The 23468-nt window shown below is 32.9% G+C and carries 18 protein-coding genes; 4 read left to right on the top strand and 14 right to left on the bottom strand.

Annotation, left to right across the window (positions count from 1 at the left end; genetic code table 11):
- The first annotated feature begins 87 nt into the window (after nucleotides 1-87).
- A complete protein-coding gene (locus tag VDP25_RS10575) occupies nucleotides 88-729 on the top strand; it encodes a protein-L-isoaspartate(D-aspartate) O-methyltransferase (RefSeq protein ID WP_215924899.1) in 642 nt (213 codons plus the stop codon).
- A gap of 113 nt (nucleotides 730-842) precedes the next feature.
- On the opposite strand, the gene VDP25_RS10580 is transcribed toward VDP25_RS10575, so the two are convergent.
- The 7 genes from VDP25_RS10580 to smpB all read right to left on the bottom strand — a co-directional run bounded on the left by VDP25_RS10580 (nucleotide 843) and on the right by smpB (nucleotide 8622).
- Nucleotides 843-2675 carry a Xaa-Pro dipeptidyl-peptidase gene (locus VDP25_RS10580; RefSeq protein WP_334469552.1) on the bottom strand — a complete coding sequence of 611 codons (1833 nt, stop codon included), beginning with the start codon at nucleotides 2673-2675 and terminating at the stop codon, nucleotides 843-845.
- 162 nt (nucleotides 2676-2837) lie between these two features.
- Complete coding sequence (locus VDP25_RS10585; protein ID WP_334469554.1) at nucleotides 2838-3851, bottom strand: TQO small subunit DoxD; 1014 nt, start codon at nucleotides 3849-3851, stop codon at nucleotides 2838-2840.
- A gap of 75 nt (nucleotides 3852-3926) precedes the next feature.
- Nucleotides 3927-4310: a hypothetical protein gene (locus VDP25_RS10590; RefSeq protein WP_215924895.1), complete on the bottom strand. Its 384-nt coding sequence runs from the start codon at nucleotides 4308-4310 to the stop codon at nucleotides 3927-3929.
- A gap of 107 nt (nucleotides 4311-4417) precedes the next feature.
- Nucleotides 4418-4936, bottom strand: coding sequence for a hypothetical protein (locus tag VDP25_RS10595; protein ID WP_334469557.1), 519 nt, complete (start codon nucleotides 4934-4936; stop codon nucleotides 4418-4420).
- A gap of 30 nt (nucleotides 4937-4966) precedes the next feature.
- A complete protein-coding gene (locus VDP25_RS10600; RefSeq protein ID WP_334469559.1) occupies nucleotides 4967-5527 on the bottom strand; it encodes a hypothetical protein in 561 nt (186 codons plus the stop codon).
- A gap of 10 nt (nucleotides 5528-5537) precedes the next feature.
- Nucleotides 5538-8006 (bottom strand): DUF5686 and carboxypeptidase regulatory-like domain-containing protein, encoded by a 2469-nt coding sequence (locus tag VDP25_RS10605; RefSeq protein WP_334469561.1) that lies wholly within the window; start codon nucleotides 8004-8006, stop codon nucleotides 5538-5540.
- 157 nt (nucleotides 8007-8163) lie between these two features.
- Nucleotides 8164-8622 carry an SsrA-binding protein SmpB gene (smpB, locus tag VDP25_RS10610; RefSeq protein ID WP_334469563.1) on the bottom strand — a complete coding sequence of 153 codons (459 nt, stop codon included), beginning with the start codon at nucleotides 8620-8622 and terminating at the stop codon, nucleotides 8164-8166.
- Nucleotides 8623-8755: 133 nt separating this feature from the next.
- Between smpB and VDP25_RS10615 the strand changes: the two genes are divergently transcribed.
- The gene (locus VDP25_RS10615; RefSeq protein ID WP_334469565.1) at nucleotides 8756-9541 is read left to right on the top strand and encodes a DUF6503 family protein; all 786 of its coding nucleotides are present in this window, start codon (nucleotides 8756-8758) and stop codon (nucleotides 9539-9541) included.
- On the opposite strand, the gene VDP25_RS10620 is transcribed toward VDP25_RS10615, so the two are convergent.
- From VDP25_RS10620 to clpB, 4 genes are all read right to left on the bottom strand, one after another.
- Complete coding sequence (locus VDP25_RS10620) at nucleotides 9527-10042, bottom strand: SixA phosphatase family protein (protein WP_334469567.1); 516 nt, start codon at nucleotides 10040-10042, stop codon at nucleotides 9527-9529. The genes VDP25_RS10615 and VDP25_RS10620 overlap by 15 nt on opposite strands.
- A 53-nt stretch (nucleotides 10043-10095) precedes the next feature.
- A complete protein-coding gene (deoD, locus tag VDP25_RS10625; protein WP_215924888.1) occupies nucleotides 10096-10794 on the bottom strand; it encodes a purine-nucleoside phosphorylase in 699 nt (232 codons plus the stop codon).
- 27 nt (nucleotides 10795-10821) lie between these two features.
- Complete coding sequence (gene deoC, locus VDP25_RS10630; RefSeq protein WP_215924887.1) at nucleotides 10822-11484, bottom strand: deoxyribose-phosphate aldolase; 663 nt, start codon at nucleotides 11482-11484, stop codon at nucleotides 10822-10824.
- Between the two features lie 433 nt (nucleotides 11485-11917).
- Nucleotides 11918-14524 carry an ATP-dependent chaperone ClpB gene (gene clpB, locus VDP25_RS10635; RefSeq protein ID WP_334469569.1) on the bottom strand — a complete coding sequence of 869 codons (2607 nt, stop codon included), beginning with the start codon at nucleotides 14522-14524 and terminating at the stop codon, nucleotides 11918-11920.
- 288 nt (nucleotides 14525-14812) lie between these two features.
- Here clpB and ytxJ point away from each other — a divergent pair, with 288 nt between their 5' ends.
- Nucleotides 14813-15190 (top strand): bacillithiol system redox-active protein YtxJ, encoded by a 378-nt coding sequence (gene ytxJ / locus VDP25_RS10640; protein ID WP_252723608.1) that lies wholly within the window; start codon nucleotides 14813-14815, stop codon nucleotides 15188-15190.
- A 210-nt stretch (nucleotides 15191-15400) separates the two neighbouring features.
- On the opposite strand, the gene VDP25_RS10645 is transcribed toward ytxJ, so the two are convergent.
- Both VDP25_RS10645 and VDP25_RS10650 read right to left on the bottom strand, forming a co-directional pair.
- On the bottom strand, nucleotides 15401-18862 hold the full coding sequence (locus VDP25_RS10645; RefSeq protein WP_334469572.1) for a DUF7619 domain-containing protein: 3462 nt from the start codon (nucleotides 18860-18862) through the stop codon (nucleotides 15401-15403).
- 164 nt (nucleotides 18863-19026) lie between these two features.
- On the bottom strand, nucleotides 19027-20211 hold the full coding sequence (locus tag VDP25_RS10650) for a hypothetical protein (RefSeq protein WP_334469574.1): 1185 nt from the start codon (nucleotides 20209-20211) through the stop codon (nucleotides 19027-19029).
- 111 nt (nucleotides 20212-20322) lie between these two features.
- Between VDP25_RS10650 and VDP25_RS10655 the strand changes: the two genes are divergently transcribed.
- On the top strand, nucleotides 20323-22005 hold the full coding sequence (locus VDP25_RS10655) for an RluA family pseudouridine synthase (RefSeq protein WP_334469576.1): 1683 nt from the start codon (nucleotides 20323-20325) through the stop codon (nucleotides 22003-22005).
- Nucleotides 22006-22111: 106 nt separating this feature from the next.
- Here VDP25_RS10655 and fahA read toward each other — a convergent pair whose 3' ends face one another.
- The gene (gene fahA, locus VDP25_RS10660) at nucleotides 22112-23404 is read right to left on the bottom strand and encodes a fumarylacetoacetase (RefSeq protein WP_215924883.1); all 1293 of its coding nucleotides are present in this window, start codon (nucleotides 23402-23404) and stop codon (nucleotides 22112-22114) included.
- Nucleotides 23405-23468: the final 64 nt, after the last annotated feature.

The following is a 23468-nucleotide window of genomic DNA, read 5'->3' on the forward strand; positions in this document are numbered from 1 at the left end:
TGAATTGAATCAGGAGAAAAAAACAGGAACTTTCATTTTGAAGTTTGAATAGTTTTGAAGTATTTTTACCTTAAACTAAACTACGCTTTGAAAGATACATTTAAGCATCAAGGGATGCGCCAACAACTCGTTGAAACTCTAATAAATAAAGGCATAAAAGATAAAGCTGTTTTAAAAGCTATAGGTAAAATTCCTAGGCATTTTTTTATGGATTCTAGTTTTATAGATCACGCTTATCAAGATAAAGCATTTCCTATTGCTGCAGATCAAACCATTTCTCAACCTTATACGGTGGCTTTTCAATCTGAATTATTACAAGTAAAGGCAGGCGATAAAGTATTAGAAATTGGAACAGGTAGTGGTTACCAAACCGCTGTGCTTTTAGAGCTAGGCGCAAAGGTTTTTAGTATTGAACGTCAGCAAGAATTGTTTAAAAAAACGTCTAAGTTTTTACCAAAAATTGGTTACAGAGCAAAAAGTCTCATATTTGGCGATGGTTATAAAGGAATGCCAGACGAAGCTCCGTTTCAAGGTATTATTGTTACTGCAGGTGCTCCGTTTGTTCCAAATCCATTATTAAGTCAATTAGCCATAGGAGGTCGCTTGGTCATTCCTGTTGGTGATGATGTTCAAGTGATGACTATGTTTATTAGAAAAGGACCAAAGGAATTTGAAAAACATGAATTTGGTGATTTTAGGTTTGTTCCTATGTTGGAAGATAAGAATTAAGACTCTAAAGTTACGCTTCTGTTTAGAAAGCGTAGCAAATGAGTTCTAAAAATTAAGCCTAAAGAAAAGAGTGTAACGTGCTTAAAACAAAATCTTAAAATATAAAAAAGCTATTAATTAGTGGCATTCTTATAAGATGCTGACCCACCAACAATTGGTAAGGTTAACGACGTTTTGTCTAATTTAATAGTTAGCTCAGTTCCTGCTTTTGGGTGTAAGGTAAATTCTTTATCACTAGAAAAGATCATAAAACCAATTTGTTGCCCGGCTTTAATGATTTGGTCATCGGGTTGTAAATCGAAATTTACAGTGTAAAATTTTCCGGGTTCTAAATCTTCTTCATCTGTTATTGACTTATGATTTTTTGGATCTGCCCATCCACGTGTTATAATATTTTCAGTGATTTTTTTAGCATCTTCATCCCAAGGTAAGGATACTAACCAAACCGATAGATTCGCTGCTTTCGAACTGCTTGATAGTGTAATACTTACTTTAGGGACTCCAGAGATATGAAGATCCTCAGTTAAAATAGGTGATACGTATAGCAAGCGATGATCTTTGTACTCTGATTTTGCTAAATCAGCACCACTGAATTTCACATTATCAGTAAAAGTATCTGAAGCTAAATGTTTGTTCTGGTTTGTGCTCATAGTGCCAGATACAGAGGGATATAAGGTTACATCTTTTGCATCTGGATTTGGGTAATCTTTATAAGCTGTAGGTTGTTGTTGTTGATTATCGTATTCTCTTACGATATAAGCTTTGTTTTCTACTTTTTCAATACCATTATCTATACCATGAAGGTATTTGGTAAACCATTTGTTCATCATAGAAGTTGGAGGTGGTCCTCCATGTCCGTTTTGATGATAGTAAATCATAGCTGGTAAGCCTTTTTCTTTTGCGGCTTTATAAATTCGGTAGCTGTGTTCTGGCATTACATTCCAATCGTTAAAACCATGAGACATTAATAAGGCAGCTTTCATGTTATCCATTTGGTTGAGATAATCTCTACCTGCCCAAAAATCATTATAATCACCTGTTGCTCTGTCCATACCATTTTTCATTTCGGTATCTCTAACAGTTTCATTATTATAAGGTCTATTTTCTTCTTTACCACTATGTACAAAATCGTATAATACATCAATATCTTCACCTAAATAGCCACCTGGCGAGCGTACCAAACCATTAGAGCGGTAATAATGATAGTATGACGTGTTTGGAGCAATAGGAATGATAGCTTCTAAGCCTTTAACTCCAGTGGTTGCTGCTGCTAGAGGGAGTGTTCCGTTGTAAGAAGTGCCTGTCATGCCTACTTTACCTGTAGACCAATACGCTTTTACTTCTTCATTGCCTTCGCGTTCTGTATACCCTTTTGCTCTGCCACATAACCAATCGATGACTGTTTTTGGCGCTAAAGATTCGTTTTCTCCGCCAATAGTTGGTGCACCATCAGACAATCCTGTTCCAGGAGAAGAGGAATGTACAACGATATAGCCTCTTGGTACCCATTTTCTGATATGTGAATTTGAAATAATTGGGCGTTTTCCACGACGTGTAACTTCGGGATGAACACGTTCTTTTGCCGTTTCCCCTAATTCTATATTAACGTCCCACATTACTCCGGGTAAATCTGCTGCAACACCAGCAAAGTATGGACTTGTAACGTAGACTATTGGTAGTTTTAAACCTTCAGTTTCCGTTTGTTCAGGACGTGTTACAGACACATGCATACGGTCTGGCTTTCCATTACCATCGGTATCAAACGTTGTTTCGACCCATAAATCTTGACGAAGCCATTTTTCCGGATTGTTAAAAGCTTCTACAATTTGGGCTTCTCCATCTTTAAAAACTGGTGTGGCTTTTTTATTTGCGACTTGAGCGCAACTAGCGATTGAAATTGATAAGGCTATGATTAGTGTTGCAATGAATTTTGGAGAAGTCGTCATAAAAGAAAAAATTTGTAATATGTTTTGATAAAAATAGGTGGAATAAATCAGAACCCAAATAAGTTACATCTATTTTTGTGAACGATAGACGTTTTTGCTTTAGAAATTAACAAGGAAAAGAAACTCCTAAAGACCAGCTTTAGGAGTTGAATTGTGATACCTCTATTTGATTATTTGATGTTTCCAGCTGGCTCCACTAATGTCTGTTATTTTTAATGTGTAGTTTCCTTTTGGTAAATTTTTAATTTGTGAAGCGTTAAATTTTAGTTTTGCTTTAGCACCCAATGGTACAATTAAGCTGTGTTTTCCGGGTTTAATTTTCGCTATATAATAATTGTCTATTGTATGTTTAGGAAGTGCTGCTAACTCATTTTGTGTATAATGTATCACTACATTGTTTTGTGGGTCTATAAGCTCTATACTAATAATCCATGCTCCATAAACATCAACTCCTTCAACTCTAAAAATATCAAAGGAAAGTTCATCATTTTTTAATTGTCCTTCTGTAATTTCAAGTTTTGGCTTTACAGATTTGTTGTGTAAGGTTCCCCAAAGTCCCCCGTGAAATACTTGATTGGTATATAAGGTTAATCCTAAAATTAAAAATGAGCCTATGATTACCACTTTAGAAAAGACACGGTCTTTAATAGGGATTAAACCAGATCCTAGCCAAGCAAACCATTTCTTTTGGGTAAAAGCGAAGTTTTTCTTCATTAAATAATTATCTAAGGATAATCGACCACTTCCTGTTAAGAACAAAAGAAATCCTGTTGCAATACCAAGTACTCCAATTTGCCATTCGTCTAGGCAGGTGGTACCAATCCAACCAGAACCTAAAAGGATTCCCATGGCTAGACTAAAAACCCCAATACTCATAAGTCGGGTAAATAGTCCGAAAATAATAAATAAGCCAACAATACCTTCAATAATAGTGAAAGCGACCATGTTATACCATAGTATATCTGGATTTTCAACCAAATATTGAATAATAGGTTTTATACCTAAAGCGTTGGGGAGGAAGTGATTAAATTTTACTCCAATATATCCTGCAAGTTCAGGATCTAATTTATCGGCTAAAATAGTGCGTCTAAAAAAAGCAGAAAAATAAGTCCAACCAATGACCATTCTGACTGCAAGGGCTAAGAAACCCGAATCGTTTTTAATATGTAAATTCATTTTTTTTGTATCTATAATTGTATTAATAATTTTCTACTAGCTGAGATTGCTAGATTTAAGTCTGAAGAAAATTAATTATAGATAAGCTTTGTTATTTTGAAAGAGAATATAGTAAGGGGCTAAAGGCGGAATTTCAGCTCTAGCATTATAATACTTTGCTATTGGTCTGTCTGAAAGCGCAATAGTTGTTGTGTTAAATTGAGAGGTGTTAATCCCTAAATCTTGCGAAAGTTGTAAGCTGTAATTTGCTTTTGAAATTACAGAATTAACGTCTGAATACACATTACAAGTCCCATTTTTTAAAGCAGACCTGCTTTTGTTTGAAACCTCTGTTTTGGTAACATCAAAAACCTCTTGAATAGAATTGCGAACTTTGCAAGGTGAAAAAACTAATAGCACAACTAAGCCTGTTACGGATAGGAGAGCGGTAAGTTGTTTTATTTGACTTTGAAATTTCACCTTACAAATATGATGTATAGAAATTTAAAATTTTTAAAAGATCTGTTAATTTTTGTTATGCTGTTATAGAAGGTTAATTGCGCAGCGTTAAAATAATGATGCCTCAATTAATTTTGGGGTAAATAAGCTTCAGGTATAGGGTTTTCTTCAGATTCTTGTTTCCAGTATAAGTTTATAATCCACCAACGTTTACCATCATTAAACAATTGAATACTGTTAATGCCGCGCATTAATGGTTTTTCGTCTTCTTTGCTCTTGTAAGATTCGTATGTGCTAAAAATATGAGCAAAGTCTCCAAAAACTTGAGTTTCACGTTTTATTTCTAGTTCATAAAAACCGTTATTTACAAGCCATTTTCCAGAGGTTTTAATATAATCTTCAGGAGACATGTAACGTACAGTCGTTTTTTTGTCCTTTTTGCCTATAGGAATGAGCTTAGCGTCTTTTCTAAATAAGTGTTTAAATAGCTCCCAATTACGTGCTTCACCTTTGTCACCAGAAATTACGGAATATAAAGTGGTAATTGTACTGTCTATAGTAGTGACTTTACTTGAGTAGTCTTTCTTCTCTTGGGCTGAAAGATTTAAAGTTAACAGAACTATAATAGCTATAACTTGTTTTTTCATCACTGTTGATTTTGGTTTTCTGTAAATTATTTATTCTATTCGTTTATAAAAATAAGAATAATTACCACTAACAGATGTTACTATACGGCCTTCTTTTTCATTTCCAATATAACTTGCAGATATATACGTTTTTGTGGTATCAATGGTATAATTCCAAGCGCGTTTGTCTTTATAAACTAAAGTTGTAAGTCCCGAAAAGGAATCTATAAAGTCGCTAAATTTTAAGGTTTCTTTTGAAACGATATGTTTTTCAGAAATAGCATCTTTATAGAAAATGATGTGTTTTTTGGTGATTTCAATATATTTTTTTGTTTGTTCTTCTGCTTTAGATATGATACAATCTTGACAAACTACTTTTACAAATTCCCATTTGCCTTCAAGCTGTGATATGAGCTCAATCTGCTTGTCTATTTTTATTGAATCGAGTTTCTGTTTTATTTTAAACGTTTTAGAATTGAGATAATCAAATTCAGAAAGTAAGGCTGATGTTAGTGAGTCTTTTGTATGCGTAAATTCTAGATCATCAATATTCTGACTAAAAAGTGTAAAACAAACAATAAAAGCTATACCAGCTAGAACCTTTTTTCTCATCTTACTATCATTAAAAGAATTTTAAGCCAAATACAATAGCATCACTCTGGAATCCACTTTGATAGGAACGTAAATAATCTACGCGTAACAACCTCCATTTTCCCCAACCAATATTATCTATACCAACAGAATACTCTTGATAAGGTTTAAAATCAGGTATTGCTAATACATGTGCTCCTACAACTAAATTAAAATTAAGCTTATTAAGTAAAGGTACTTTTCCTAGTAAAAAGCCATTAAAATCGTGTTCTATATGGCCTTCAAAATAAGCGTCGTTTGTGCTTGCAGAATAATAGTCTAAGTTGTTAAAAACGTTGGTATAATTACCGTCTAAGTTTACGTGTGTTTGGTTACCATTAAAGTGTTGGTAATCTATAAACGCAATATCGTCGGCATTAAAAAACGTTCCTGCTTTTAAGTTATACATTAGTCTGCCTTTATCTTTTATAGAGAAGGACTGCGTAAGACTTGCTTTAATTTGATCAAAATTGTAATCACTATTTGTTGCACCAAAGCCTTTTTCGTAGCCTAAATATAAGGTAGGATAATCGTCATTACTGACATTGTATTTGGCATCAGGATAGCTTAAATATTCTTGACCAAAATTAATGCGTGCCGTAATGCTTCCTTTTATAATATGGTGCGTTTCAAAAGGAGCAACACCAAAAGCAGTTTCGTCTAACGGATTGTTGCTGGTATACGCATCATTTTTGTCGTTGAAAAACGTTTGATCTGTGGTGTTAAAAAGTGCTTTTCGTCTTTCGTAGCTTAAGCCTGAATACAATCTAAAGCCATTAAATAGTTCTTCGGAATAATTAAGAGAGAGATGACTCTTGTCGTATAATTTCATGTAATTATCTTCAAAGAACAATGTGCTTACCGAATTAATTAATGGAGAAATAGGGTTTGAAGGATTAAATTGTTCTACTGTAACTCCTCCAGATACTGTTAAAAACGCATTACTAATGCTGTTGAACTTATACGTTAATGCGCCTGTGGCACGTAGACGCTCGTCTGAAAATCCGTATTGAATATTTCCACTAGCTCTAAAAAAGCGGTTATAATCGTCGTAATTTTTAGTGTAAAACACATTGGCATTAGCCGTGTAACCTTGAACAGTATTAAACTGTACACTACCTAAAATAGGAACATTATAACCTAAGCGGTAATCTTTATGCGAATTTTGATATGTGTAGCCTAAAATATTGCCCAATTTAAATTTGTTGTTGGCACGATCTAAAGAATCTAAATACGGTTTAGACTCATGAAGCGTTTGTATGCTGTCTTTTTTAATGTAATCTGTACGTTCTTCGAGTGTTAGTGGTACAGGTCTAATGGTATTCCAAAAGATAGAGTCTTTTTTGTTGGCTTCTTTTTCAAAAGCGACAATTTCTCTGCTAAAATCTTTTCTAGTTAGTCCTGTATTAAATTCGTAATTACTATAGACAGCTGTAAAGCGTCCATCCCCTTTAATACCAAACATACCAAATCTAAAATCGATACTTTGTGAAATAATGGCCCAAATATCTTCTTTTTCAGAATAAGAAAAACTCTGTTTTAATGTTATTAAATCTGCCACAGGAATTCGTGCTTGCACACCTGTAACACTCAATTCAGTAGCGTAAATAGACCATTGATCTTCAACAATATAAATTGCTCCAGAAAATACGGGATCGTTTTTACGTTTTGGAATTACGTTGATTTTATTGATAAGCTGACCTCTATCATCGTAAAACACGCCTTCTAATTTATAACGGTAATAACTAAAAGCATTATTTGCAATAGGTGAAATAATTTCGTTACCCAATTCAATGGTGTTATTATAGAAATTAAAATCGACATCTAAAGCGCTATTAAAACTAAACCCATTATCATCTCCACTAACTTTTGATGCCGTGATTTTTTCTTTCAATTTATCAGGATTTAAAAACTGAATTTTAGAAATAGTTTCAGATAAGTAGATTATGCCACTACGTGTAGAGTCTAATGCGCCACCTAAATCTCCAACATCTTGGCCTAATATTTTTTCGGGAGCGTCTTTAATTTTAATTAAACCACGAGAGTAAAAATCTGCTTTAAATGAGTTTATTTTTTTTAAGTTTTCCTCTCGCTTTGCAATCGCTTGTCGCATGATTTCATTTGCAGGGTTGTCTTCTGCGCTAATTACAACTTCGGTAAGCGAAACGGACTCTTCTTCTAAAGTAACATCTATTTTATACGGGAATTGGTCTATAGTAACGTCTTTTTTTACGGTTTTATACCCCAAATAGCTATAAACTATAGTATACTTTTTTGGTGTTGAGATATTGAGCTCGTAATAGCCATCGTCATTGCTTGTAGTGCCCTTATAGGTGTTTTCAATAAGAATGTTTACAAATGGAAGAGGCGCGTTGTTTTGATCTGTAATATGTCCTGTGATTTGAGCAGAAATAAAAGTACTAAAAGCAATAAGGAAAATACTGAGTAGTTTTTTTATCATAGTGTTTTAATTGATGACGTTTGGTTAAGACACGAGTTTTTATTACAAAATGTATGCCTTTATATTCTTGTAGACGTAATTTTATAATAAAAGGTTGCCTAAGTGGTTTCAAACTTAGAATAAAAAGGCTAATAAAAGTTATAGGAACCTTAAAAAATTATCGGAAATCTTTTTTAATTCGATCTAAATTGCGCTTGTTATCACGATCTTTAATCGTTTCGCGTTTGTCGTAGAGTTTTTTACCTTTTGCAATAGCAATGACTAATTTTGCTAATCCTTTTTCGTTAGTAAATAGACGTAATGGAATAATAGCAATGCCTTTAACATCCATTTCTTTTTTTAGCTTTTTTAACTCTTTTTTGTTGAGTAACATTTTACGTTCTGCTTTAGGCCTGTGGTTGTAGTGGTTACCGTAAGCATATTCTTCAACAGTCATGTTTATTACAAATAGCTCGCCTCTATCATTAAACTCACAGAAACTTTCAGCAATAGATGCCTTGCCAGACCTAATAGATTTAATCTCGGTTCCGGTAAGTACAATTCCAGCGGTATATTTATCTAATATTTCGTACTGAAATTTTGCTTTCTTATTTAATATGTTAACTGTTTTTTGCATGGTTGACAAAGATAGTTTTTTAGTTATTAGTTGGAAAGTTTCAAAGCGGTAAAAGTTTTGTGAAAATATAAGAAGTTTAATTGTAATCTTATCTTTGGTTTTGCGACTCTATATATTTAAAAACGATGCTCTAATGAAAAATTATCTCATAGTCTTATTTGTGTTTATGCTTTTTAGCTGTAAAAACGAAACTTCAAATGATATTAAACCTCAAATTGAAACGGTTAAAACGGTATTAACAGCTGATGATATTATTGATAAATCGATTGAAATTTCTGGAGGTGAAAATTTTGAAAAGTCGAGTCTTAAATTTGAGTTTCGTGATATTTATTATCAAGCCTTACGTAAAAATCATGAATTTCTTCTAGTCCGAATTACAGTAAAAGATAACGATTCTATTTTTGACATGTTAAGCAATGTCGGTTTTGAGCGTTATAATAATAAAGCCTTTGTAAAGCTTGAAGATTCAATAGCTCAAAACTATGAGGCTTCAGTTAATTCTGTACATTATTTTTCGGTTTTACCTTATGGTTTAAATGCTAAAGCAGTGAATAAAACACTCTTAAAAAATGAACAGATTAAAGGTAAAGACTATTATAAAATTAAAGTAACATTTAATAAAGAAGGTGGTGGTGAAGATTATGAGGATGTTTTTGTTTATTGGGTTGGGGTAGAGGATTTTAAGGTAGATTACCTAGCATATTCATATAATGAAGGTAAAGGCATTGGAATGCGTTTTAGAGAAGCTTATAATGAGCGTTATGTCAATAGTTTACGATTTGTAGATTATAACAATTACAAACCTGAAGACACTTCTATTCCTTTAGAGAATTTAGGAAACGCTTTTGAGAATAATCAACTAAAATTATTGTCTAAAATTGAACTTAAAAATGTGGAGGTTAAGTTAATTAACGACTGATAATTCGGAAGTTTTTTCTTCTTTTTTTATTGTTACTTTGTATAAATTGGCATTGTTGTCATCAGCAATATCTGCGTATTTTTGTTTACTTAATAAGCTGTTTGCAAGCTTTGGGATGGTGTTACTGTGACCAACAATAAGTACCGTTTTTCCTTTAGTCTTATCTAAGAATTCTTCAGTCATAAGATTAGAGGGATTATAAAATTGAATATCAATATTATTCAATTTTGCAGTTGGTATAGCAGTTTGTGTAGTTCTATTATACTCTGTAGAATAAACAGCATCAAACTTCACATTTTTGAGATGTTTTGCCCAATTTTCTGCTCGTTGTAAGCCTTTTTTTGTTAAATCTGGGTTTTTATTGGTTTTATCTGAGCGATCTTTTTCTGCATGTCTAATTAAATAATAAGTTGTAACAATGTCTTCGTTTGTCTCTACTTTTTCTTTACAAGAAGAAAATACAACTAAAGAAACTAGTAATATTGTAATTAGTTTTTTCATGATAAGTGGAATGTTTATAGATTTTAATTAGCTACAAGTTACTAGAAAATAATTTAGGCCAATTCTAAAGCAACTTCAATCATACTTTTAAAAGTTGTTTCGCGATCTTTGCTCGTTGTTTGTTCTCCTGTAACTAGTGAATCTGAAATGGTTAAGATAGCCAATGCGTTAGCGTTATGTTTTGCAGCAACGGTATATAATCCTGCGGCTTCCATTTCTACACAAAGCACTCCAAATTTAGACCATTTTTTAAAGGCTTCTTTGTCGTCTTCGTAAAATTCATCTGAAGATAAAACATTACCAGCTTTAATTGGAATATTTTTAGCACGAGCAGCTTCTACAGCTTTCATAAATAGTCCAAAATCTGCTGTGGGAGCATAATCTGCACCACCAAATCGTAGTTCGTTAACTCCAGAAGTAGATGAAGCAGCCATGGCTAAAACGACATCTCTAATTTTTACATTTTCTTGGTAAGAACCTGCGCTACCAACTCTGATAAGGTTTTTTACGCCGTATTCTGTGATAAGTTCATTGGCATAAATAGAAATACTTGGAACTCCCATACCTGTTCCCATTGTAGATATACGCTTACCTTTGTAGGTTCCTGTATAACCCAACATACCTCTAACTTTGTTAAAGCATGTTGGGTTTTCAAAAAATGTTTCGGCTATCCATTTTGCTCTTAAGGGATCACCCGGAAGTAGTATAGTTTCTGCTATCTCTCCTTTTTTTGCTTCGATATGTACACTCATATCGCAAAGTTAAGAAAAGTGTTTCAATTAATATGAAGCATTTGAGGGTATATTATTCATCATGGCTACACCTGAAGAAGTGCCAATTCTATCAACACCAACTTCAATATATTTAAGGGCTGTTTCTGTGTCTCTAATACCACCTGAAGCTTTAATTTTAAGCTTATCTTTAACCGTTTTTCTCATTATTTTAACGGCAGTAAGTGTAGCTCCACTTTTAGAAAATCCGGTTGAAGTTTTTACGAAATCGGCTTTAGCATCTACGCATATTTCACAAGCTTTTACAATCTCATTTTTAGAAAGTTCACTTATTTCAAGAATAACTTTTAAAGGAGTTAAGCCTATAGCGCGTTTTAAATTGGCAATATCTTTTAAAACGGCAACATAGTTTTTACTTCTAAGACGGCCAATATTCATTACCATATCTATTTCAGTAGCACCTTGCTCTATAGCATTCTTGGCTTCAAATATTTTGGCTTCAGTAGACATGGCTCCAAGAGGAAAGCCTACAACAGTACACACTTTTACTTCAGATCTGCCAAGTGCTTGTTTGGCAATAGCTACATAACAGCTATTTACGCAAACAGAATAAAAGTTATATTTTAAAGCTTCTTCGCAAAGTCTAAGGATGTCTGATTCTGTTGCAGAAGCACTTAATAAGGTGTGGTCTATGTATCGATTTAATTCCATTGTATAAGGTTAGGGGTTTAGGCAATAATTAACTATAGTAATTCTCTAACAATTAGAGAGTTTACTAACAAGATTAATAATGTCTTAAGTCGTGTTGGAATTTAATAGCTCGACAAAACTAATGATTTATCCGTTAAAATGACTATTGAAAAATGAAATTTTATTATGCATTTCATCGAATAATTGTTAATAACTATAAAAGTTATTCATTTTTAGAATGATATAAGTTTCATTTTTGTGAAGAATAACTGTATTTTTTACTAAAAAATAAAATTTATCTAGTTTTTAGAATAGATTTATGCCTTAAAAAAGGAAGAACAACACTCCTTCCAAGCGCTTGGAATTTGTGTTGTTCTTAACCAACCAATCAATATATAGACTATTTCTGTCCAAAAATGTTACGGTTAATTTCAAAATTTATTTGAATTGTATTTTACAATTCTTCCGTAACTAAGTCTCCCTGATTTCTAAAGACGAGTTGTCCATCGAATTCATCAAGTAAAATGATACTATCTGTAGTTACTTTTCCTGCTAATATTTCTTTACTTAGCTGGTTTAAAACATCTTTTTGTATCACTCGTTTTACAGGTCTTGCTCCGTATTCTGGATTATACCCTTTTTCAGCTAAATAGTTTACTGCTTCAGGTGTTGCATCAAACGTAATACCTTGTTTGGCTATCATTTTAGTGATACCTTTAAGCTGTAAGCCTACAATGTCAACAATGTTTTCTTTAGATAAAGGAGTAAACATTATGGTGTCATCAATTCGGTTTAAAAACTCAGGTCTTACCGTTTGTTTTAATAAGGCTAAAACATCAATTTTAGCAGCTTCCATAGCCGAAGGGATATCTTTAGTTGCTTCAAAACGTTCTTGTATAATATGACTTCCCATATTAGAGGTCATAATTATTATTGTGTTTTTAAAATCTGCAACACGTCCTTTGTTATCCGTTAAACGACCTTCATCTAAGACTTGTAATAAGATATTAAACGTATCAGGATGTGCTTTTTCAATTTCATCTAGCAATACTACAGAATAGGGTTTTCTTCGTACAGCTTCTGTTAACTGACCACCTTCATCGTATCCAACGTATCCTGGAGGTGCACCTACCAAACGGCTAACAGCATGGCGTTCTTGATATTCACTCATATCTATACGTGTCATTGCATTTTCGTCATCAAAGAGATACTCTGCTAAAGCTTTAGCTAATTCCGTCTTACCAACACCTGTTGTTCCTAAAAACAAGAAGGTTCCTATTGGTTTTTGAGGGTTTTGAAGTCCAGCTCTAGAACGACGTACTGCATCACTAACCGCTTCAATTGCTTCTTCTTGTCCGATAACACGTTTGTGTAATTCGTTTTCAAGTTTAAGTAATTTTTCACGATCACTTTGAAGCATTTTAGTTACAGGTATGCCTGTCCATTTTGCAACGACATCTGCAATATCTTCATAGGTTACTTCTTCTTTAATTAAAGATGTTTCGTTCTGTTCAGCCAATTCTTTTTGGAATTTTTCTAACTGTTCAGTAGCATCTTTAATTTTTCCGTATCTAATTTCGGCTACTTTACCATAATCGCCATCACGTTCGGCACGTTCGGCTTCTAGTTTAAAGTTTTCAATCTCTTCCTTTATATTCTGAACGTTTTCTACCACTTCTTTTTCAGATATCCATTTGGCATTCAGCTCATTTCGTTCCTCTTTGAGATTAGCTAAATCAGCTTTTAGGCTTTTTAATTTAGTTTCATCTTTTTCACGTTTAATGGCTTCATGTTCAATTTCAAGCTGCATGATTTTACGGTCTAAAACATCTAATTCTTCTGGTTTAGAATTAATCTCCATTCGTAATTTTGAAGCAGCTTCATCCATTAAGTCAATCGCTTTGTCCGGAAGGAAACGATTAGTAATATAACGTTGTGATAATTCTACAGCACCAATAATGGCTTCATCTTTAATTCTTACTTTGTGATGTGTTTCGTATTTTTCTTTAATTCCACGAAGAATAGAGATTGCACTTTCTGTATCTGGCTCATCTACCTTTACCATCTGAAAACGACGCTCTAAAGCTTTGTCTTGTTCAAAGTATTTTTGATACTCATCTAAAGTCGTTGCTCCAATAGCTCTCAATTCGCCACGTGCTAAAGCAGGTTTTAAAATGTTAGCGGCATCCATAGCACCTTGTCCACCACCAGCACCTACAAGTGTATGAATCTCGTCAATAAATAATACGATATCACCATCGCTTTCAGTTACTTCTTTTATTACGGCTTTAAGTCGCTCTTCAAATTCACCTTTAAATTTTGCACCTGCAATTAAAGACCCCATATCTAAAGCAAAAATTTGCTTGTCTTTTAAGTTCTCAGGAATATCACCATCTATAATTCTATGAGCTAAACCTTCGGCAATAGCGGTTTTACCTGTTCCTGGTTCACCAACTAAAATGGGGTTGTTTTTTGTTCTACGTGATAAAATTTGTAGAATTCTTCTAATTTCTTCATCACGACCAATTACAGGGTCTAATTTACCATCTCGTGCTAATTGATTTAAGTTTTTAGCATATTTACTAAGTGAATTATACGTTTCTTCTTGACTTTGAGATGTTACTCTGTCTCCTTTTCTTAGTTCTTCAATAGCTGCATTTAAGCCTTTTTCAGTAACGCCTTGGTCTTTTAAAATTTGGGCAATTTTACTTTTAGATTTAAAAATAGCTAAAACTAAATGTTCAATAGACACATAATCATCATTCATCTTTTTAGCAATGATAGATGCTTCGTTTAAAGCTTTGCTTGCTTCACGAGAGAGCATAATATCTCCTCCTGAAACTTTCGGAAAACTTTCGAGGTCTTTGTCTAGTATTTGTTGAAGCATTGGAATATTAACATTTAACTTTTTAAGTAAAAATGGTAATACGTTTTCATCAACATTAAAGAGCGCTTTAAAAATGTGCTCATTTTCTATTTGCTGATGACCAAAACCTTGGGCAAGTTGCTGCGCTTGTTGAATGGCTTCTTGCGATTTAATGGTATAGTTATTAAAATTCATCTTTTATTGTTTTATAGTTAATTTGAAATCTTTACAGTTTTCAAATCCACCTTGTTTTATTGTTGTGTTATTGTGTTTGACTATCTTTAGACAATTATCTTACCATTTTAGAAATGTAAGAAATAAACGACAAAATGTCTGTTTTTGTGTTTTTTAATGGTGACGTTTTGTCGCTATGTAAGATTACGAATTAGTTTCGACTTAAGTAATGACTTTGGTCAGTTTAGGGTTTTATTTCAACTTTATCCAAATCACTAAAACTGTTGGTAGACAATTTAAAAAAATAATATGTTTAAAAAATTATTCGGTTCCTCAGAGCCAAAAGAAAAGAAGGTGTTGCCATGGCAACCGCTAAGCGATGTGTCTCAATTAAGTACTATTGCTAGTAAATCCAATACTAAAACGCAGTTTATATTTAAACACTCTACACGTTGTGGCATTAGCAGTATGGTAATGAAACAGTTTGTGTCTGCTTATGATTTAGAGATGAATGCCGATTTGTATTATTTGGATTTGTTGAGTTATAGAGATGTGTCTAATGAAGTGGGATATAAGTTTCAAGTTATGCATCAATCTCCTCAGCTTTTAGTCATTAAGAATGGAGTAGCGGTGGCACATGCTAGTCATGGTGGTATTAACGAGCTAGATTTGGAAAGGTTTCTGTAAATCTAGGCAGTTCTATGTGTTGAATTTCTACTTATCATCACTTAAAAGCGGAGTCTTACTATTGTTGTTGTCTTTAAATGAGAATAACAGAATGCGAAAATGTTTGAAGTGTAGGTTTGTTTTTAGAACGTTACCATAATTATTAACGAATAAATTTAATATAAAAAAACCTCTCAATAGGAGAGGTTTTTTTATATGTAAGAGTACCTATTATTCTTTTAGAATCTTCACGATTTTTTCTCCATTATCACTCATTATTTTTAAAAAATAAACACCATTAGAAAATTCACTTAAATCAATTTTAGTAGCTAAGGCGTCCACAGATTTTGATAAGATTTGTTTGCCTAAGATTGAACTAATTTCAATAGTAGTAATCATAGAGGTATTACTAATTTGAAGTATATCTTTTACTGGGTTAGGATAAACCGTTAAATTGTTATACTCAGATTCTTCAACTCCTAAAGACTCAACGAATTCTGTTTCCCAAGTGTTGGTTATTATAGCAGGATTAAAATCGAAATAAATTTCTGCTGTATTTGGTATTATATCACCAATGGCATAATCTGGTAACGGTTTTATTTTAAACGTTATAAAACCATGACCAATTGGTGAATCTTCAACATCTTCAGAAGGAGGTAAGTCTATAGCAAAGAAATTCCATTCTAAATTTTTACCAACACGCTCTAAGGAGTAGGTATGGCTAGCATCTACCATTTTCAATGTAGATTCGTCTAATTTTTCATCTAAAATGTCTTCAACTCTTATGTTAATAGCATTTGCCGTTCCTGTATTTTCAAAACGAATGGTATAGGTTAAATAGTCATCTGTTGTAAATGTAGAATGTACAATGTCTTCACCATGTTTTTCTGTAACATCATTAGGATCGTAAGAACCTACAATAGTTTGTGTTAAGCTAGAGGTGTTGTTTAGAGGTAGAACATCTCCAGCGAGTAATTCAATATCTACTGTATTTGTTACTAATTGTCCTAGGCTTACTGTTGGTAATGTTGGTACTTGCATTTTTACCCATAAGTGTTTGGTTTGGTAAGGTTCTAAGTTGTTAAAAACGTAAGTGAAGCCTGTAGCTGTAGTTGCAAATGAAGCGATATTATTTCCTGCGTTCCAATATTGTGGTGCTTCGTATACATTAAGTAAATTTAAGGCATCATCCATAGTAAAGTCTATAGTACCAGAAGTTACAGTTTCGTTAGAATTGTTGGTGTAACTGATGTAATTCCAATATGTAAAACCAGGCATTGGTGGTCTCCAAGACGCTGAAACATTAGCAGACAAATCATCATAGGTTGTTACTGAAATTGGGAAATCGTAAGTTGTGATACCTGAACCTACAGGAACTGTGACGATAGAGTAAGTTGTTGCTGTTGTATTATTAGTAGCGTAATTAGGATCTACTGTATATGAGAGTTCATAAGTTGTTGTTGGGTTAGATTCATATAAATAATGAGGAGATACATATAGGTTGTTGATGACTCCATCATTATTTATTTCATAATTAAACTGACCTAAAGGAAAGTTAACTTCTCCTGTTTCTTGAGTGCCGTTACCGTTAGTATCTACAAAGGCATTTAGTTTTATGCCATCGGATTGTTGTAAACTAAACATTTGGTTTTGGTCATACAAATATGTTTGATGTTCAATTCCGTAGTAAGTACCATAAAAATAAGCTCCTTCTAAATCACCTGCGTAATATCCAAAATTAATATCATTTTGTGTTATAATATATAAGGCTGTAAAGGTTGCACTATCTGTTAATCCTGCATCTAAGGAGGCTAATGGTCCACCTACGATGTCTAAATCTTGAAATTGCACTTCGGCATCAATATCTGTAATTGGAGCATTTCCATTATTGGTTACAGTAAATTCATATTCAACCGTGTCACCGACACTTATAAAACCATCACCATTAAAATCAACATACTGAGCTATGTATGTTACTTCTAAAGGAGATTCTACTCTAACGATGATGTTTGCAGTATCACAATTGCTTGGATTTGCAGAGTCGCATATTTCATAATCCATAGAGTAATATCCCATTGGTACATTAGCAGGAATTGTTAAAACACCTGAGGCACTAAGTGTAATGCCTAATGAATTCGTATCGAGTAAAGAGACATTTAAGTTTTCTGGAACAACAGGTAAACCTTCAAATGTATCGTTATCTAAGACTTGAAAAGTTGTGCCAACTTCGAGCACAGAAGTTATTTCGTCGTGTTGAGCATTTAGATGGTAATTGTCTAAGATAAAACCTTCTAAAGTATAATTAGAATTATAGGTGTTTCCTGAAGTGACAAGGGCGTTGATAAAAATATTTTCATCGTCTTCATCCAGTTGGTCTAAAATGGTTGGGTAACTGTAGGTTTCGTTATAATTATAATATTGACCAGCAGGAATAGTAACGAGTATAGTAGCGGTTGTATAATCAGAACTATCGGCAGTTCCATTGGTTGTTGTGATTTCAATCTCTGTATCAACAGCGCTAGGATAAGTTAATCGTGGTGTAAATTTAAGATCAAAACCTTCTTCGGCTACTAAGTTATCTCCTGATTGATTGCCTGGTTCGTTATCATTATATACAGCTTGTAGGCTAAAATCGGGTAAGCCATCGTTATCTATAATATTAAAAGTTCCTGTTTCGGAAGTATTTGTTGTGTTGCCAGAAATTACTGTTGCAGTATAATTTACAGATTCTACAGGTTCGTCTAGTGTGTCGTCAGTTGTATAAACGAGGAAGCTTGTACCGTAATTTCCAGCTTCAATAGTTTTGGTTTGTGATAAGTTTGTATAATCAGAATTATCAGCAGTTCCATTAGACGTTGTAACTTGTATTTCTATATCTGAGTTAAAAGCTCTATCTAAATTAGCATATATATACGCTGTATTACCTTCATTGGTGTTATATGAACTTAGGTTTAATGTAGGCTCAGTGTCGTCGTCTATTATTGTAACCAACATGTCAATACTACTATTTGTAGTGTTTCCAGAAGTGATTGTTGCTGTAATATTGTAGGTTTCATCTGGTTCTGCAATGGCATCTTGTTGTGTGCTAATTACAAAGGAACTATAGCGTTGGCCTACATCAATAGTAACTGTTCCTGTTGTAGGATTGTAGTCTGAAGCATCTGCTGTTCCGGCTATAGTAGCAAAATCTATGGTTACGCTTGAATGAAAATAATTACTCAGACTAATATTATAATTTGCTGTTTGACCTTCAATTTTTCTTGGAGTTGTATGTGCAATTACAGTTGGGATTATATCATTATCCCAAATGCGTATGGTTCTGGATACATTAGAATTAGCTGTATTTCCTGAGGTGACTGAAGCTTGAAGAGTAAAATATTCATCACCTTCAATATCAAAATCATTTGTTGTTGGAATAATTAATGTGTTGCTACTTAATTGTCCTGCAGGTATAGTTACTGTTGTAGACAGAGCAACAAAATCAGTACCATCAGCAGAGTTGTTGATGGTGCTAACATCTACAATGACATCAGTAGTAGCGGCACTATACATGCTTACTGTAAATGTGTATACATTACCTTCAATTACAGAATAATTAAATTGACCATTATTGGTAACGTACACTGTTGGATCTTGTGAAAAACAAAACATGGAATAAAAAGTGAGCAAAATAAGAAGTGTAATTTTTTTCATAGTAGATAGGTTTTGTTTTTACAAGATGTAGATTTTTACAACGGTTGCGTTACGTTAAGATCTTTATCTCAATTTATTGGTAAAATTGATTCTATTACTAAAACAGTTATAAAGAAAAAACTCCTACCTAAGTAAGAGTTTTTATAATTATAAATGCTATGGCTTTAACTTCTTCTAATGTGATATGAGCCTATTATCTCTTTTAGTTTAAGTTTTAAATCTTCACCCGAATCAAAAACCATTTGTTCATCACTTGGAAAATGAAGTTGTCTTTGGTTTAAAAGATTTAGGTCGTCTTTAACTAAAGCTCTTTTGTCTCCTTTATATATTCCAAAAATATTTTCAAATATAAATCCGCTATCTATAGAAAAGGTATCAATTGTTTGATTTTGTTTTAAATCTGTATAAACAACATCGGCAATTACTTGTGTAGATTTAGTTTGTAAAACTTCAGTAAACCTAGCTTTTACAGTTATGATTTTATCAATCTTAATGTCATTACCAAGACTATCTTTTTTTACATTTCCGTTTCTGTCTAATTGGTATTCCCAACCATCAACGATTTGTTTTTGTCTTAATATTTGACGCTCACTAATACGCTCTGGTGAAACATTAATTTGCTTTAATTGTAATTGCATCGCAAAATCATAATCTATAGAATTATTAGCATTTGCGTGATAAGTTGTCCAAAATTGATTCAGTCCATATGTGTTAAAATCAAGTAATTCGGCTTCTAATTGTTGTGGAATTATTTGATGTGTTTGATTTTGGATAGACACATGTACATAATCCATTCCTTTTAAGTGTGCTTCATTAATTAGATTTCTTGTGTCTTCAAAATTTGGATTTATTTCTTCTATATAACTAAATATACTATATGCTTTTCTCGCATTAAACTTATCGCCAGAATCCAGTAACGTAATTCCTTGACTTAATAAATAATCCGAAGTTTTAAATCTGTAATCTACAATTTCAGAACTGTAGTCGTTAAAATCTAAGTCTAATGTTTTGCCGTTTATTTTTAAAGGTAATACACGTTTAATCGCATTTTGTCTTTCCTCTAAATCTAAATAGATATTGTAGATGGTTTTAAATTGTTCTGGATTACCGTCTTTCTTTAAGTGAGCCAAGTCATTTAAATCTTCATCTAAAACTTTATAGTATGCCTCTTCAAGCATTACAATATAGTCTTGCTTACGGTTTTTATCTTTGTTGTTTTCAAGTTTTCTTAAAGCTTCAGAGATTGCTTCGTCGTAATTTCCGTTGCTAATTGCGCTTTCAATTTGTTTTTTGGCACTACAAGATGCTAGTACCGAAACAAGGACTGTTAAAAGTAAAAATCGTTTCATAATCTTGTATTTTATTGGTTATATAATTGTAAATCCAATTATGATGCCAAACTTTTTTGGGTATGTTGATTACTTATATTTTCGTTTCTTTGTAAATTAATTGAAAGTCTTATGTTTTATACGGAAAACGGTTGTTTTCATCCTCTAAAATCATATTCGGAAATATTGCCAAAACAGTTTACTTTTCCGTTTTATTATACACCACATGCTCTTTCTATTAAAGCTGCAGATGAGGTAAAAACGTATTTGTCTTCTCAGTCAGATTTTGAACATAACTTTGGATTAGATGAGACGAAAAAAGGTCTAAAAATTGGAAAAATGTTTGGTGTAATGATTGTTGAAACGAAAGACGGACAATTAGGTTACATCACGGCATTTTCAGGAAAATTAGCAGAAAGCAATTATTTGAAAGGATTTGTACCTCCAATTTATGATACATTAAATAAAGACGGATTTTATAAACAAAATGAGGCTTATTTGAATCTTTTAACGGCTAAGATTGAAGCATTACAACAAAATCCGGAATTAGAAAAAGCCGAAAAAAACTTAAAACAAACTAAGCTAAAAAATATCCAAAAGCTTGAAGACTTTAAAAGGAATGCTAAAGCTGAAAAACAAAAACGCAAACAGCTTAGAGTAGAAGCAGAGCAAACTCTTAATGACTTAGAGAAAAGTGTATTTTTAGAACGCTTAAAGCAGCAAAGTATTCAAAGTAATATTGATTTAAAATATATAAAGTTAAATCTTGAAGCTGAACTTAAAAAAGCTGAAGATTTATTGGCAGAATTAATTCAACCTATTGAACGTTTAAAACTTGAAAGAAAAACATTATCAGCAAGCTTGCAAAAGCAAATCCATGAGCACTATCAATTTTTAAACGCCAATGGAGAAACCCAAAACTTAATTGATATTTTTAAAAAAACAGATTTAGGAAAACCGCCAGCTGCAGCAGGAGAATGTGCAGCTCCTAAATTATTTCAGTATGCTTATCAGAATGATTTGAAACCAATTGCTATGGCCGAATTTTATTGGGGAATATCTCCAACAGCAGAGGTTCGGAAACATGGTCAGTTTTATCCCTCTTGTCGTGGGAGGTGTGAGCCTATTTTAGGTCATATGATGCAAGGTCTAGATGTAGAACCCAATCCTATAGCTTTAGCTGGTGTTTTTAAAGGGGAATTAGAAATTATTTATGAGGATGTTTTTCTTTTAGTCCTTAACAAACCTCACGAGTTTTTATCAGTGCCAGGAAAAACGATTAAAGATTCTGTTTTAACTAGAATGCAAACATATTTACCAAAAGCAACAGGACCATTATTATTACATCGTTTAGATATGTCAACGTCCGGATTGTTATTGGTGGCAAAAAATGAAAGAACTCACAAAAAACTTCAAAAGCAATTTATTGAGCGTAAAGTGAAAAAACGTTATGTTGCTTTATTAGATGGAGTTCTTGAAGCAACTAAAGGTACTATTAATATACCTCTTCGTGTAGATTTAAATAATAGACCAAGGCAATTGGTTTGCTATGAACATGGAAAAAAAGCAATTACAAATTATGAGGTTATTGCTATTGAGGAAAATAAAACTAGAATTCATTTTTACCCAATCTCAGGAAGAACGCATCAATTAAGAGTACATGCAGCACATCATAAAGGCTTAAATACGCCAATTGTTGGCGATGATTTATATGGCACTATTTCAGACCGTCTACACCTTCATGCAGAAACGTTAAGTTTTGAGCATCCTGTAAAGAAAGCGTGGGTTAGTTTTACTTGTAAAGCTCCTTTTTAGTCTTGAGAAGAGGTTTAATTGTGTTGTTTTAGTCTTTAACTTTAAAACAAAAAAAAGACCAAAGTAATTAACTTTAGTCTTCTTTTTCTATTTATGAGCGTTTCGCTTATTTCTTTTTCTTAGGATTAAATACAGGTAATAATTGTGTTTTTACTTGTCCAAAACCAATACGGATGTCATCATTTTCACAATAACCTCTCATTATAACAGTATCGTTATCATTAATAAATTTACGTTCAGTGCCATCTTTCATTTTTAATGGTTTTTCACCTCTCCAAGTAAGCTCTAACATAGAACCGTAAGAATCTGGTGTTGGACCAGAAATGGTTCCACTTCCCATCATATCGCCAGAATTTACAGGACAGCCATTAACAGTATGATGTGCTAATTGTTGTACCATATTCCAATACATATATTTAAAATTAGATTTACAAACTGTAGTTTCCTTAGAGCCTTTAGGCTGAATTGACATTTCTAAATTAATATCGTAACTCTTTTTACCTTTATATTGTAAATAAGGTAATTGTGGTTTTACAGGTTTTGGGCTTTCTACTCTAAAAGGTTCTAAAGCATCCAATGTTACAATCCAAGGTGAAATAGAGGAAGCAAAGTTTTTAGCTAAAAATGGGCCTAAAGGTACATATTCCCATTTTTGAATATCACGAGCAGACCAATCATTCAATAAAACCAATCCAAAAATATATTCTTCAGCTTCATCAATAGGAATAGGTTCTCCTAAATCGTTTGCATCTGTAGTAATAAAGGCCATTTCTAATTCAAAGTCTACCAATTTACTCGGTCCAAAAACAGGAGTGTCAGAGCCAGCAGGTAGTGTTTGTCCTTGCGGACGGTGAATAGGAATTCCTGATGGAATAATAGAAGAACTTCTACCGTGATAACCTACAGGTAAGTGTAGCCAATTAGGCATTAAAGCATTTTCTTCGCCTCTAAACATTGTGCCTACATTAGTAGCGTGTTCTTTACTAGCATAAAAATCTGTAAAATCACCTACTTGTATAGGTAGTTGCATTTCAATTTCATCTAAACGAAATAAAATAGTTTCTTTATGAGGTACGTTGTTTTTTAAAGTATCATTTTCAGCATCAAAAATCTCAGCGATTCTATTTCTAACCAAACGCCAAGTTTTTCTACCATCTGCTATAAAGTCATTTAACGTATCTTGAAGAAAAATATCATCGGTTAATGGAATGCCTTCAAAATAACCTAGTTGATGTAAAGCGCCAAGATCAATAGCTGTATCTCCAATACGTGTTCCTATAGTTATAATGTCGTCTCTAGTTAAGAAAACACCAAAAGGAATATTCTGAATTGGAAAATCTGAGTTTTTACCGACATGTAACCATGAGGTGCGATCTGGATTATTGGCTGATAATGGCATAGTATAATTGTTGATTAAATGTTCATTAATTTCATTCAAACCTACATAATTTTTGATATTTAAA

It is taken from the genome of Winogradskyella sp. ECml5-4 (assembly GCF_036903175.1).
In the GTDB taxonomy this organism is placed as follows: Bacteria; Bacteroidota; Bacteroidia; order Flavobacteriales; family Flavobacteriaceae; genus Winogradskyella; species Winogradskyella damuponensis.

Coding starts and splice junctions, on each gene's coding strand:
- VDP25_RS10580 (WP_334469552.1), bottom strand. CDS start 2,675: ATGACGACTTCTCCAAAATTCATTGCAACACTAATCATAGCCTTATCA.
- VDP25_RS10585 (WP_334469554.1), bottom strand. CDS start 3,851: ATGAATTTACATATTAAAAACGATTCGGGTTTCTTAGCCCTTGCAGTC.
- VDP25_RS10595 (WP_334469557.1), bottom strand. CDS start 4,936: ATGAAAAAACAAGTTATAGCTATTATAGTTCTGTTAACTTTAAATCTT.
- VDP25_RS10600 (WP_334469559.1), bottom strand. CDS start 5,527: ATGAGAAAAAAGGTTCTAGCTGGTATAGCTTTTATTGTTTGTTTTACA.
- VDP25_RS10605 (WP_334469561.1), bottom strand. CDS start 8,006: ATGATAAAAAAACTACTCAGTATTTTCCTTATTGCTTTTAGTACTTTT.
- smpB (WP_334469563.1), bottom strand. CDS start 8,622: ATGCAAAAAACAGTTAACATATTAAATAAGAAAGCAAAATTTCAGTAC.
- VDP25_RS10615 (WP_334469565.1), top strand. CDS start 8,756: ATGAAAAATTATCTCATAGTCTTATTTGTGTTTATGCTTTTTAGCTGT.
- VDP25_RS10620 (WP_334469567.1), bottom strand. CDS start 10,042: ATGAAAAAACTAATTACAATATTACTAGTTTCTTTAGTTGTATTTTCT.
- deoD (WP_215924888.1), bottom strand. CDS start 10,794: ATGAGTGTACATATCGAAGCAAAAAAAGGAGAGATAGCAGAAACTATA.
- deoC (WP_215924887.1), bottom strand. CDS start 11,484: ATGGAATTAAATCGATACATAGACCACACCTTATTAAGTGCTTCTGCA.
- clpB (WP_334469569.1), bottom strand. CDS start 14,524: ATGAATTTTAATAACTATACCATTAAATCGCAAGAAGCCATTCAACAA.
- ytxJ (WP_252723608.1), top strand. CDS start 14,813: ATGTTTAAAAAATTATTCGGTTCCTCAGAGCCAAAAGAAAAGAAGGTG.
- VDP25_RS10645 (WP_334469572.1), bottom strand. CDS start 18,862: ATGAAAAAAATTACACTTCTTATTTTGCTCACTTTTTATTCCATGTTT.
- VDP25_RS10650 (WP_334469574.1), bottom strand. CDS start 20,211: ATGAAACGATTTTTACTTTTAACAGTCCTTGTTTCGGTACTAGCATCT.
- VDP25_RS10655 (WP_334469576.1), top strand. CDS start 20,323: ATGTTTTATACGGAAAACGGTTGTTTTCATCCTCTAAAATCATATTCG.
- fahA (WP_215924883.1), bottom strand. CDS start 23,404: ATGCCATTATCAGCCAATAATCCAGATCGCACCTCATGGTTACATGTC.